The sequence below is a fragment of the Pseudoalteromonas sp. S2755 genome (assembly GCF_005886535.1).
Lineage (GTDB): Bacteria > Pseudomonadota > Gammaproteobacteria > Enterobacterales > Alteromonadaceae > Pseudoalteromonas.
In genome coordinates this window covers 26,147-39,034 of sequence record NZ_PNDS01000022.1, presented here as the reverse complement: position 1 = coordinate 39,034, position 12,888 = coordinate 26,147, and the positions used below count along the sequence as shown (strand labels likewise).

At 42.4% G+C, this 12,888-nt stretch carries 10 protein-coding genes; 3 read left to right on the top strand and 7 right to left on the bottom strand.

Annotation, left to right across the window (positions count from 1 at the left end):
• Nucleotides 1–106: 106 nt before the first annotated feature.
• From upp to CWC03_RS04250, 4 genes are all read right to left on the bottom strand, one after another.
• Nucleotides 107–739 (bottom strand): uracil phosphoribosyltransferase, encoded by a 633-nt coding sequence (gene upp, locus CWC03_RS04265; protein WP_138580714.1) that lies wholly within the window; start codon nt 737–739, stop codon nt 107–109.
• A 12-nt stretch (nt 740–751) separates the two neighbouring features.
• Nucleotides 752–1,300: an NAD(P)H nitroreductase gene (locus tag CWC03_RS04260; protein WP_138580713.1), complete on the bottom strand. Its 549-nt coding sequence runs from the start codon at nt 1,298–1,300 to the stop codon at nt 752–754.
• A 184-nt stretch (nt 1,301–1,484) separates the two neighbouring features.
• Nucleotides 1,485–2,192, bottom strand: a complete 708-nt coding sequence (locus CWC03_RS04255; RefSeq protein WP_138580712.1) for an HvfX family Cu-binding RiPP maturation protein — start codon at nt 2,190–2,192, stop codon at nt 1,485–1,487.
• Nucleotides 2,193–2,255: 63 nt separating this feature from the next.
• Nucleotides 2,256–4,217, bottom strand: coding sequence for an FAD-dependent oxidoreductase (locus CWC03_RS04250; RefSeq protein ID WP_138580711.1), 1,962 nt, complete (start codon nt 4,215–4,217; stop codon nt 2,256–2,258).
• A gap of 212 nt (nt 4,218–4,429) precedes the next feature.
• Between CWC03_RS04250 and sppA the strand changes: the two genes are divergently transcribed.
• Both sppA and ansA read left to right on the top strand, forming a co-directional pair.
• Nucleotides 4,430–6,310 carry a signal peptide peptidase SppA gene (gene sppA, locus CWC03_RS04245; RefSeq protein WP_138580710.1) on the top strand — a complete coding sequence of 627 codons (1,881 nt, stop codon included), beginning with the start codon at nt 4,430–4,432 and terminating at the stop codon, nt 6,308–6,310.
• Nucleotides 6,311–6,381: 71 nt separating this feature from the next.
• A complete protein-coding gene (gene ansA / locus CWC03_RS04240; protein WP_138580709.1) occupies nt 6,382–7,392 on the top strand; it encodes an asparaginase in 1,011 nt (336 codons plus the stop codon).
• A gap of 98 nt (nt 7,393–7,490) precedes the next feature.
• Here ansA and gnd read toward each other — a convergent pair whose 3' ends face one another.
• Nucleotides 7,491–8,864, bottom strand: coding sequence for an NADP-dependent phosphogluconate dehydrogenase (gene gnd, locus CWC03_RS04235; protein WP_138580708.1), 1,374 nt, complete (start codon nt 8,862–8,864; stop codon nt 7,491–7,493).
• Nucleotides 8,865–9,306: 442 nt separating this feature from the next.
• Between gnd and pyk the strand changes: the two genes are divergently transcribed.
• Nucleotides 9,307–10,740, top strand: coding sequence for a pyruvate kinase (gene pyk, locus CWC03_RS04230; protein ID WP_138580707.1), 1,434 nt, complete (start codon nt 9,307–9,309; stop codon nt 10,738–10,740).
• A gap of 131 nt (nt 10,741–10,871) precedes the next feature.
• On the opposite strand, the gene CWC03_RS04225 is transcribed toward pyk, so the two are convergent.
• Nucleotides 10,872–11,696: a LytR/AlgR family response regulator transcription factor gene (locus CWC03_RS04225; RefSeq protein ID WP_138580706.1), complete on the bottom strand. Its 825-nt coding sequence runs from the start codon at nt 11,694–11,696 to the stop codon at nt 10,872–10,874.
• Complete coding sequence (locus tag CWC03_RS04220) at nt 11,696–12,766, bottom strand: sensor histidine kinase (protein ID WP_138580705.1); 1,071 nt, start codon at nt 12,764–12,766, stop codon at nt 11,696–11,698. Before CWC03_RS04220 ends, CWC03_RS04225 begins: the two co-directional genes overlap by 1 nt.
• Between the last annotated feature and the right edge of the window lie 122 nt (nt 12,767–12,888).

Sequence of the window (12,888 nt, the reverse complement as noted above, 5' to 3'; positions counted from 1 at the left end):
ACCGATTCCTTTCTTTTATAGAAACCAAAAAGCTACCTCTTATGGGTAGCTTTTTTATTTAACTTGAAGCAGTGATACCTAAATTTCATGACATTAAATCAGTAAGTTATGCGCGAGTGCCAAAGATTTTGTCACCGGCATCACCAAGCCCTGGGACTATATATCCTTTCTCATTTAAGTGGCTATCTAATGCTGCCGTGTATATTTCAACGTCAGGGTGTGCTTCTTCCACCAACTTTATTCCCTCTGGCGCCGCTACCAGCACAATCGCTCTGATCTCTTTTGAGCCTGCTTTTTTTAGCATGTCGATAGTAGCGATCAGTGAACCACCAGTCGCAAGCATTGGATCAATAACTAACGCAAGTCTGGCATCAATATTTCCAACCAGTTTCTCGAAATAAGGCACAGGCTCAAGTGTTTCTTCATTGCGTTGCAAACCCACAACACTCACTTTAGCCGCTGGGATCAACTGCAATATGCCATCTAGCATTCCCAAACCGGCTCTTAAAATTGGCACCAAGGTGATCTTTTTACCCGTCAGCCTTTTAACTGTTAACTCGTTACCATCCCAAGCGGAGATGACCTGATCGCTCAACGTCAAATCTTTTGTTGCTTCGTAAGTGAGTAAGTTGCCAACTTCCGAGACAATTTCGCGAAAGTTTTTAGTTGATATGCCCTGCTCTCGTAACAACCCAAGTTTATGCTGAACTAATGGGTGATCAATTACATGTAATGCCATGACTGCGTATCCTTATAAACTGCTAAAGAAATCTTCAGGTTTGTGCCTTGTAGGCTTAGTACACTGTACCGTAGGCGTGCCTAAATAAAGATAGCCAACGATTTCATCCTTTCCATCGAGACCAAGTTGCTTTTTCACTTCTGGACTCTGAGCAAAGTAGCCAGTTCGCCAGACACCAGACAACCCCTGTGCAAAAGCCGCTTGCTGCATAGCAAAGACACTACAGCCTGCACTTTGAATTTGCTCAATACGAGGTACTTTTGGATGTTCTTGATAAGGAGATATAGCGATGATCAACATAGGGGCACGCTCTGGCAATTGTCTCGCTCTATCTATTACCCGTTGCTCTTGTTGCTCTTTTACCGCCGCTTGGTAGTAGATTTCACCCAGCTTTTCGCGGCCTCTTTCTTCCACTATAATAAATTTAAACGGTGTTAAACCACCGTGATCTGGCACTTTTAGTGCCGCCTTTTTAATGATTTCTAGTTGAGCTGGATTGGGTCCAGGAAAAGACAGGTTGCTATCTGACTGGCGTGTTAAGAGTAATTCTATGGCGTCCATTAACTCGTCCCGTGTTGTGCCTTCAAAATGGCCGTGAATTATACTAATTTAACTTAATACTTGCCTCGAAATAGGCTATTTAATTAAGCAAATTGTCGTAACATGGTGATAGTCTACCATTTTACCTTAAATTCGACCACGCGACATCACGAGTTTATGATTGCATCCTTGCCATAACCGATTTTTATTCAGGAATTAAGCCGCGTTGTTTTCTTTCGAAAAGTAGTCTCAACCAATAATCAACACTAACATAACGTCCTCCACCGGTAAAAAATAGTGATAGTAGTAATACAAAGTAAGTTGCTGCAAATTCAATTCCATTGTTTAAAATCACAATATTGCCTTTTTCGTATAGATAACTTGGTTTGCCATTTTCTTCGACAATCTCTTTAATTAAATCTAAACGCTGCTTTGCATCTACACTATTTTCTAAACTCACTTTAGCTTCGTCAAAGCCAAACCAATCTAGTACTTTCGCTGCGCTAGTATCTGGATTTGTTGGCGTTACTGAAAACCAACCGTGCTCCAAATGGACCGTCGTTGCAGCAACAACCATGGTCACCATGAGTGGAATTGATACTAAGCGTGTAAGCAAGCCAAATAAAATTAACCAGCCTCCTAAAAACTCCGTCCAAGCGGCAAGAAAGGCAAGCAAGTCAGGAAAAGGTAAACCTAAGCCCCATTCACTATTACCAAACCAAGCAACAATATTCGGATCGGCGAGGAGACTTTGCAAAAACGTTGCGTCTGGATTGGTCAAATTCAACTTATTATAACCTGCAATGATCATAACAGGCGCGAGAATAAGTCGCATAAGCAATGGTGCAAGACCAGAAAAATATTGAGATAAATGTTGTAGTTGCCGATACGGCTTTAGTAGGTTGGTAAACATATGCGGTCCATAGTTGATGTTTGAATTATCAGTATAGACCGCAGATTGGGTTGGATTATTTCGTTAGATCTTTCTTGCTACCTGAAGTGCCTCTGCAATCGCTCGCTTAGCATCAATCGCTGCAGCCAGTTTGGCCCCACCAATAACGTGCTGATTTACAGGTAGCGCCTCTTTATCGAACAAGCTATCGTTGGAAACTTGTCCAATACAGGCAATGACCGTATCTACATCTAACAGTTGTTCTTCACCTGCCACTCTCACAGTCAAACCTTGATTATCAAAGCTTATATATTCGCACTCTGCAATTTGCTGAACATTGTGATGTTTTGCAACAGCTCTGTGGATCCAGCCAGTGGTCTTACCCAAGTCTTTACCAAAGCGTCCTTCAGAGCGTTTTAACATATAAATTGGCCTTTGCTCTTGTGATGGTTGCGCTTCGCACTCTATTCCCCATTGAGATTTAAAATCTGGAATAGTTTGTTCTCGCTGTTCAGTTAAAAACGCTACCATGTCAAAGCCAATACCACCTGCGCCCAAAATGGCAATTTTATCGCCTAATTCTACTTCGCCTTTGATAACTTCGTCATAGGCAAACACACGTTTTCCATCCGCGCATTCAATTTTCGACATACGTGGGCGTACACCCGTTGCAAATACCACATCATCAAATGCATTTGCCATTGTTTCTTCGTATGGTGTATCTAGGCAAAGCTCAACACCCAAGCGATTTATTTCGCTGACATAGTATTTAAGTGTATGTTGGAAGTCTTCTTTACCGGGTATTCGCATGGCTAAATTAAACTGACCACCTAATTCGCTACCTTTATCAATCAACTTAACTTGGTGGCCTTTTTTAGCTAGATAATAACTTACAGACAACCCAGCAGGCCCAGCCCCAACAACGAGTACGTGTTTTTTCTTTTGGACGGTATGAAGTGGATAATCCAATTCAAATCCTGCTTGCGGATTCACCAAACATGTTGCTCGTTTACCTTTAAATACATGGTCTAAACACCCCTGATTACAGCCGATACAAATATTAATTTGTTCCGAGCGTTGCTCTTGATATTTATTAAAGAATTCAGGATCAGCCAGTAACGGACGCGCCATAGAAATAAGATCGGCATCTCCTTTAGCTAAAATGTCATTAGCAAGATCTGGCGTATTAATCCTATTTACTGCTACAACAGGTATATCTACCGCTTGTTTTAATCTATGAGACGCTTCACGATAGGCACCTGGAGGCACCATCGACGCAATTGTTGGAACGCGTGCCTCATGCCAACCGATTCCGGTATTAAGAATATCCACACCTGCTGCAACCAAAGCTTTGGCTTGCAGCACAACTTCTTCTGGTGTTGAGCCATTTGGGATTAAGTCCATGACCGACAAACGAAAAACGATAATGAATTTATCGCTCACTTTTGCCCTAACCGCTTTTACAATATCTGTTGCCAATCGCATTCTGTTTTCTAAGCTACCACCATACTCATCAGTGCGCTTATTGGTATGGTTGGCCATAAACTCATTGATTAAATAACCCTCTGAGCCCATAATTTCCACACCATCGTAGCCGGCTTTTTCGGCCAACTTAGCTGAGTGAGCAAAGTCCTTAATCGTACCTTTAATAGCACTTACGCTCATTGCTTTTGGTTTATATGGATTAATCGGCGCTTTAATCGCACTAGGTGCAGTGTTGAATGGGTGATAAGCGTAGCGTCCTGCATGTAGTAACTGCAGACAAATTTTGCCACCATGTTTATGTACTACGTCAGTGTATGCTTTGTGTTTAATTACATCGTATAACGAGTTAAAAGAAGAAGAAATTGGTGTCAACTTACCACGTAGGTTTGGACTATAACCACCGGTTACGATCAGGCCCACTCCACCTTTTGCTCGTTCTTCATAAAACGCAGCCAGTCGCTTTCGATTGTGCCACCCTTCTTCAAGCCCGGTATGCATTGATCCCATTACCAAGCGATTTCGCAAACTGGTATGTTTAAGTTGTAGTTCTTGTTCTAACATTTGCCGCCCCACAAAACTGGTCTTACCTGTGAACATTAACGTTTTTTTATTATTTGGCAAGTCTTAAGAAGAAAGAAATTAACGAATTTGGCTGCATTGGCGATATTTCAACCATGAAAATACTTCGTTACGTTTTTCTATTATTCATGAAACTCGCTCTGATATATGATAAATGTATAGCGTTGTATTGAAGTTAAGCATAAGGGATCATTTTGAAACTGATAGCGAATATTTTTAAAGGCATTTGGGCCACACTAAACTTTTCTAGGCGATTAATTCTAAATCTACTTTTTTTATTCATTCTAATCGCCATAGTGATAAGCGTTGTATCAGGTGAGGATCAGGTTAAGGTCGAAAATAAAAGCGTATTACGTTTAAACCTGAACGGTATCATTGTTGAGCAATTAACCTATGTTGACCCTATTGAGGCGGCCATGAGTGATGCTTTTGATGACTCAGAAGAGCCAAGTGAAATTTTATTAGATGATATTATCGATGTTATCAATAAAGCAGCTCGAGACGACCGCATTACAGTGATGTATCTTGATTTACAACGTCTTCATAGCGCCCACCTCGATAAATTACGAGATATCAAAGACGCGCTAGCGCAATTCAAAGCTGCGGGCAAAAAAATCTATGCCCACGGCGCCTATTACACTCAAGCTCAATACTATCTTGCGTCGGTAGCAAATGAAATTTCTCTACACCCATATGGGGGAGTTAATATCACCGGGTTTGGCATGTACCCACTGTATTTTAAAGAGGCGCTTGATAAGCTTAAAGTTACGCAACATATTTTCCGTGTTGGTACATATAAGTCGGCTGTTGAGCCTTATATTCGCAGCGATATGTCACCAGAAGCAAAAGAGTCAAATCTTGGATGGATCACCCCGCTTTGGACACAATATAAAACAGAAGTTGCTGAAAATCGTGGTTTTGACGTGGCTAATTTTGATGAAACCTTCGCAGCATTAACAGACAAAATGGAAGCCGCGCAAGGGGATTCCGCCAAATACGCTATCGACAACCAATGGGTCGATGCGTTAACGACCAATCAGGCATTTGCACAGAAACTGATCGATGAAGTTGGTCTCGATGCACAAGGAAAATCTTTTAAACAGGTCTCGTTCAATCAATATCTCTCAACTTTGCCGCCTAAAGAGTTTGCAGAAAACCCATTTACCGAAAAAGTCGCCGTGGTTGTTGCTAAAGGTCAAATCTCTGATGGCAAGCGTAAAGCAGGTGCTATTGGTGGCGATTCAACAGCTGCATTACTTAGAAAGGCTCGCCTTAATGACAAAGTGAAAGCAGTTGTATTAAGAATTGACTCTGGCGGTGGTAGCATGTTTGCTTCTGAAACCATTCGTAATGAAGTTATTGCACTAAAAGCCGCTGGAAAGCCCGTGATAGCATCAATGGGTTCAGTTGCCGCTTCTGGCGGTTATTGGATTGCAGCATCAGCCAATGAAATTTGGGCGTCTCCAAGTACGATCACAGGCTCTATTGGTGTCTTTGGCATGATCATGACCTTTGAAAATGCAGCAAACTCATTAGGAATTTACTCTGACGGTGTTGCGACAACTGAATTAAAAGGTCAATCTCCATTCAGAGGGATAGATGGTGGTTATAAAAACCTTATCCAGATGGGGGTTGAAGATGCCTATGATAAGTTTATCTCTATGGTTGCAACCGAACGAAACCTTGATAAGTCAGCGGTTAACGATGTTGCGCAAGGACGTGTATGGCTGGCAACTCAGGCGCTTGATTTTGGCCTAGTCGATAAGTTAGGTAACAAGAACGATGCCATTGAAGCGGCAGCAAGTCTTGCTAATTTAGAGATGTATGATGTTATCACTATTGAACAAACACTCACCGAGCAAGAAAAGCTGATGCAGCAATTATTTGGTGCGTCTATGGTGCAAAGTGCCATTAGTGCCCTTGTACCGGAGCAATCGATATTCGCAAAAACTGCATTACATACCCTAGACAGTGTTAGCAATACAATAGCACTACAAACTCAAATGTTAGGCCAGCTTAACGATCCTAACCATGTCTATACGCTTTGCTTAGTGTGTAACGTCTCACCTGAGTAAAATCGATTAAGCACTGCAATTGTGGTGCTGTAATTGTTATACTGAGCCCAGATTTTATTCTGGGCTTTTTTATGAAAAGAAAAAAAATATATATCGCCTATACCGGTGGTACCATTGGTATGAAGCAATCCAGTCGTGGTTACGTTCCGGTTGCAGGATACCTAACAGATACGGTGAAAAATAACGCTGAGTTTACTCGCGATGAAATGCCGCTTTTTGATATTCATGAATATTGCCCGTTAATTGATTCGTCAGATATGTCACCGCATCACTGGCAGCTTATCGCGGATGATATTCAATCAAAATATCATGACTACGACGGCTTTGTGGTGCTCCATGGCACAGATACAATGGCCTATACTGCCTCTGCACTATCCTTCATGTTTGAGAACTTAACTAAACCTGTGATAGTAACCGGCTCTCAAATTCCGTTGTCACAACTGCGCTCTGATGGTCAAGTAAATCTGTTAAACGCGATGTATTTGGCTGCTAACTACCCTATCGCCGAAGTGAGTTTGTTTTTCAACAATAAACTTTACCGCGGTAACAGAGCAATCAAAGCTCATGCTGATGGCTTCGATGCATTCGCTTCTCCAAACCTTTCGCCGCTGGCACAAGCTGGGATCAATATACAGCTGCTCGAAGGGAAGCTAAGCCCTTACGTTGAGCAAAGCTTGCAAGTCACCAAGATTTCACCTCAACCTATCGCGGTAATGCATTTGTATCCTGGGATCTCAACTGAAATCCTTAAAAATCTGATGCGTGGCGAGATGAAAGCGCTGATATTATTGAGCTTCGGTGTTGGTAACGCACCACAAGACGAGCACTTTTTAACTGAGCTTAAAGCAATCAGCGATCGCGGAGTGGTGATTATCAATCTCACCCAATGTATTCAAGGAAAAGTGAATATGGGCGGCTACGCGACAGGAAATGCGTTATTAAACTGTGGTGTGATCAGCGGCTACGATATGACACTAGAAGCGTGCTTAACAAAGCTGCACTATCTCTTTAGCCAGCAACTTGAGCTTGAAACAATCCGTCATTTGATGCAGGACAATCTGCGCGGTGAGCTAACTCGATAGTAATCGATATCAATAAAGCGAAAAGTACCACTACAAAAAAGCCGTGGTATCGTTACCACGGCTTTTAAATCAGCTCGAACTGCTCCGAACGTCGATTATTATCTAACTTTTGCTTCGATATCGACAAGATCAGTCAGGTGACAAGTTTCACCACTGTGTGTCTTTATGCCGTGCTCACCAAAGTAATCACGCTGTGCTTGTACCAAGTGTCCATTGCTTGGTGTGCTTAGTGTTGCAATATAAGTTTGCGTCGCGCCAAGCACAGGGAAAGACAAACCAGTCGCCACTGCTTTACCTGTAATACTACGTAGCGCAAGTGCTGGTTTCTCTAGTGAATCGATAAATTCAACACCTTCAGCGATATCATCTAAGTAATCAGCTCGGATAATACAGCCGGCGCGCCAAGTTTGTAGCGTTTTATTGAGGTCCACTTTCCACTGGTGTGCGCGTGACGCGCCCTTAATCAATGCAAGACCTTGGCGGTAACAGAGTAAACTGGCAAAATAGAATGCATCTTTTAATTCTTCTAAATCAACCTCAATTGTTTGCGTTGATTTATTCGCGTATGTCATTTCTTTTGCGGCTGGAGTATCAATAGTATTGGTGAGGTGACGAGCTTGTACCGCAGCCACAAGCGAAGGTACGGCAATACCAAGCTCCAGCGCGTTTTGCGCAGTCCAAAGGCCAGTGCCTTTAGCCCCTACTTTGTTGTCAATAAGGTCGACTAAAGACTCACCTTGCTCTGTTTCTAGACTTAAAATGTGGCTAGAAATTGCAAGTAGATAACTATTTAATTTGCCTTCAGACCAAGATTCAAAAATCTCAGCAACTTCTTTAGGAGAGCGACCAGTACCTAGGCGTAGCAATTGATAAAGCTCAGCAATGAGCTGCATCAACGCATACTCAATACCGTTGTGCACCATTTTAACAAAGTGACCGCTGGCCGATTGCCCTACACGCGCGAAACATGATTCGTTGTTGTAGCTCGCAGCAACCTTTTCGAACCAAGGCTCGATACGCTCCCAACCACCTTCTGAACCACTTGCCATCATTGCAGGGCCATGACGTGCACCTTCGGCACCGCCAGAAATCCCCATAGTGGCAAACTCAAATTTATTCTGATATTTCAATTTACGTGCAATACCATCTTTGTAATTACTGTTACCACAGTCAACTATAATATCGTCTTTCTCAACTCCAGCTTCAACTAAATCGCTACAAACTTTATCTACTAGTTCACCTGCCGGAACGAGTAATAAAATCGAGCGAGGAGTCTCTAACCTTCTGATCATATCACCGAGATCAGACACTATGTGTAAGCGCTCCGCCATACCTAACGACTGTGCGCAACTCAATAATTCCGCACCTACTTCGGGGTTCTTGTCATAAGCGACTAAGGTCATCCCCTTCTCAATTAGATTTAGCGCGAGGTTTTTACCCATCACACCCAAACCAACTAATGCAACCTGCATTTAGTTTCCTCCTCGGTAACATCAAAACTTTATGCGTTCGTGTATGTGCATTATACCTGAGCGACCATGATTGACCAGTGAGACACACAATTCACTGATATCATATCGGTCCCCAAAATATGACAGCTAACACAATTCACTGTATAGCAATATAGTGACAGCAGCACGAATTCACCAATTTTGTGATAAACCTCAAATAGCCCCCTAAGCTGTAAGGTAAAATATTCGAGATTGACGGCCACTGACACCGGTGTCATAATGATGACATATAGATCATATAACTTAATTCGAGTGTTAAAAAGGGTTTTGCATAATTCTTTATGCTCTAATTAGTTAAATCGTGATTTTACAATGTGGCATGTGTAAAAAAACAGCAATTTTGATTTACTTTTAACACATTCATAAGTTTTTGCTTACCTTGATAAGCTAACAGGAGAATCTGATGCTTAGACGCACAAAAATCGTCGCAACACTGGGGCCAGCGACGGATAGAGATAACAACTTAGAAAAAATCATTCGTGCCGGCACCAACGTAGTCAGACTAAACTTTTCACACGGTGTAGCTCAAGATCACAAAAATAGAGCCGAAGCCGTTCGTGAAATTGCTAAACGCTTAGGTGTAAATGTAGCGATTCTTGCTGATTTACAAGGTCCTAAAATCCGCGTTTCAACATTTAAAGAAGGCAAAGTGTTCTTAGAAGTGGGTGCTAAATTCACTCTTGATGCAAAAATGGAGCCTGGCCAAGGCCACGTTGAAGCCGTGGGTATCGACTATAAAGAATTACCAAATGACGTAAAACAAGGCGATTTACTGCTATTAAACGATGGACTTATTCAGCTTGTTGTTGAAGAAGTACAAGACCACCTAGTCCATACCAATGTTAAAGTTGGCGGTGTCTTGTCGAACAATAAAGGTATCAACCGTTTAGGCGGCGGCTTAACAGCACCTGCATTTACTGACAAAGACAAAAAAGACTTGATCACCGCAACAGAAATTGGCGTGGACTATATCGCGGTTTCGTTCCCTCGCAGTGGTGACGACATGCGTTATGTTAGAGGACTGGCAGAGAAAGCAGGTTCTAATGCACAATTACTTGCAAAAATCGAACGTGCAGAAGCGGTGGAAACTGTAGAAGCGATTGACGACATCGTATTGGCTTCCGATGCGGTGATGGTTGCTCGCGGTGATTTAGGTGTAGAAATTGGCGATGCCGCTCTTGTTGGTAAACAGAAGCAAATCATCAGCCGTGCTCGCTCTCTAAACCGTACGGTGATCACTGCCACCCAAATGATGGAGTCAATGATTGACAATCCAATGCCAACTCGTGCTGAAGTTATGGATGTCGCCAACGCAGTACTTGATGGCACAGATGCGGTGATGCTTTCAGCAGAAACCGCTGCTGGTGATTACCCGGAACAAACGGTCGCAGCAATGGCACGTGTATGTTTAGGCGCTGAATCTCAACCACAGATCCACATCTCTAAACATCGTTTAGACAGCCGTTTTGCAGACACCTGTGAAACTATCGCGCTGTCAGCAATGTACGCAGCAAACCATTTGGACTCAGTAAAGGCGATTGTCGCACTAACTGAATCGGGTAATACCGCAAAGTTGATGTCTCGTATCAGTTCTGGATTGCCTATTTACGCACTGTCTCGCCATCAATCAACGCTTGGGCAGGCATCACTCTATCGTGGTGTATATCCGGTAAGATTTGACTCGACGCAATGCTCAGATGATTCAACTGTTCGCGAAGCGCTTGACACGCTAGTTGCTGCAGGCTCATTGGAAAAAGGCAACACAGTGATCATCACACACGGTGATAAGATGGAAACCATTGGCGCCAGTAACACACTGAAAATCGTCACAGTGTAAAAGCGTTGAACTAGGTAGCATTGCTGCCTAGTTCATCTTTCCTTAGAATACTCTAAAGTGTACAAGCACATAAAATACACTACGTCACCGTAGGCTAAACACGGTGCAAATCACTTTAGCTCGCGCTTTTACTAGCTCGCGAGTGCGGCCTTTACTTTGTCACGGTAACTACGACTGACTTTAAGCTCTTGACCATTCTCAAGTACCAATAAGTATTCGCCACTGCTTTGTGTGACCAGTTTACTGATCTGCTTAGTATTAACAATTGCAGAGCGATGTACGCGCACAAATAACGTTGGATCTAGCTCTTGTTCTAGATCTTTCATTGTTTTACGTAAAATATGGGTCTGACCATCGCTACAGTGTAAGCACATGTAGTCACCAGCTGCATCAATCCACTGAATTGACGATGTCGAAACTCGAATGATTTCACCCTGCTCTTTTACTGCGAGCGACTCTGGGAATTTTTTATCTTCAATTGTGTCTCCTGTTGCAAGTTTTTTAAGGATTTCTTCACAGTTATTACCAGTGATCCCTGCAACAAAGCTGGCTAGCTTTTTCTTATGCGCATTGTCTTGTTGTGTTTTTAAATAGCTTTGCACTTTCTCCACCGCCTGTTTTAATCTGTTGTCATCAACGGGTTTTAAGATGTAATCCAGCGCATGGATCTCAAATGCCTTAACAGCATATTGATCGAACGCAGTTACAAATACGATAGCAGGCAATGGTTTAACACTCTCACTTAACGCTCTCGCTACTTCAAAACCGTTCATGTTCGGCATTTGAATATCGAGAAAGACCAGATCTATGTCCTTAGATTTACATAGATCGATTGCTTGTTGACCACTGCCACACAATTCTACAACTTCGATTTCAGAAAAATCTCTTAACCTTACCGCAAGCCCTTTTCTCGCTAACGGCTCGTCATCTACGATTAGTGTTCTAATTTTGCTCATTACTTCTTCGCCCTTTCATATGGAACGCGAATGTTTACCTTCAAACCAGTTGGCTCATTGTTAGAGAGCACAAATGAATAGTTATTTTCGTACAAGGTTTTTAGACGGTCTTTGGTATTCGCTAAACCCACTCCCTGTGCACTTTTCAGTTGTCCATCTTCCAGCTCGGCGCCTGGACCATTGTCTCCTACTTCCAAGAGTAGCTCATTGGCAAACACCTGTGCTTTTATTTCAATTTTCCCGCCATGCTCTATATGGGCAATTGCGTATTTAATGCTATTTTCAATGAGTGGTTGTAGGATCAGGCTTGGTACTAACGCCTGTTCAGCTTCTTCTGTCACATCAAGCTCAATAGATAAGCGTTCATCAAAACGGACCTTCTCAATTTCTAAGTACAGCTTTAGCGCATGTAGTTCTTGCTCAAGCGGTACCTTTTTTATCGGATCTGTATTTAATGTATGACGCAAGAAATCACTGAGCCTTGCGACCATTTGATTCGCATCTTTGTTCTCTTCAACCAATATAAGCGTCGAAATCGCATTAAGGGTATTGAATAGAAAATGCGGATTCAATTGATATCGCAGCATTTTCAATTGCGCTTCATGGGCCATAGTATTGGCTTTCAAAGCCTTTTGACGCTCACTCTGTAGCAATTGGTAATACTTAATACCAAAGTACAAACCACTCCAACAGAGTATGATATAGACAGAGTCTAGTCCCTGCTGTAAGTAATAAAACCACTCATCCGGTCGATATCCGTGACGATATATTTCCCAATGATTAAATTTTTGAACAACCGCCCATAGTGTTCCAGTTACATATGACGCCGTAAACACAGCGAATATCAGCACTAAAGGTGTTGCATTCCAAATTTTACGATAGAGGTATCGTAGCGGTACAGTCATCAAGCAACCTGCATAGGCATTTAATGCGATGACAAACACATAAATATCACGCATTTCAAAGACTTTTGAGCCAATATAGTTAACCAGCGCGTAGCCCAGCCAACCGGCTATTTGTAATACCCAGAAAAACCTCTGCCTGTTATCAACCAGTGATTGCCACTTCAAAATGATTATACCTCTTCTAGCTTAACTGGATTATATCTCAGCATGTCGGCTCTATTCACTGCTGGTGGTCTCAGTTTTTACACACCTTGCCGCAAATAAAAAAGGCACCGTAGTGCCTTTTC

What these genes read in the sequence shown, in the direction of transcription:
- upp (WP_138580714.1), bottom strand. Translation starts at nt 739, where the DNA reads ATGGCATTACATGTAATTGATCACCCATTAGTTCAGCATAAACTTGGG.
- CWC03_RS04260 (WP_138580713.1), bottom strand. Translation starts at nt 1,300, where the DNA reads ATGGACGCCATAGAATTACTCTTAACACGCCAGTCAGATAGCAACCTG.
- CWC03_RS04255 (WP_138580712.1), bottom strand. Translation starts at nt 2,192, where the DNA reads ATGTTTACCAACCTACTAAAGCCGTATCGGCAACTACAACATTTATCT.
- CWC03_RS04250 (WP_138580711.1), bottom strand. Translation starts at nt 4,217, where the DNA reads ATGTTAGAACAAGAACTACAACTTAAACATACCAGTTTGCGAAATCGC.
- ansA (WP_138580709.1), top strand. Translation starts at nt 6,382, where the DNA reads ATGAAAAGAAAAAAAATATATATCGCCTATACCGGTGGTACCATTGGT.
- gnd (WP_138580708.1), bottom strand. Translation starts at nt 8,864, where the DNA reads ATGCAGGTTGCATTAGTTGGTTTGGGTGTGATGGGTAAAAACCTCGCG.
- pyk (WP_138580707.1), top strand. Translation starts at nt 9,307, where the DNA reads ATGCTTAGACGCACAAAAATCGTCGCAACACTGGGGCCAGCGACGGAT.
- CWC03_RS04225 (WP_138580706.1), bottom strand. Translation starts at nt 11,696, where the DNA reads ATGAGCAAAATTAGAACACTAATCGTAGATGACGAGCCGTTAGCGAGA.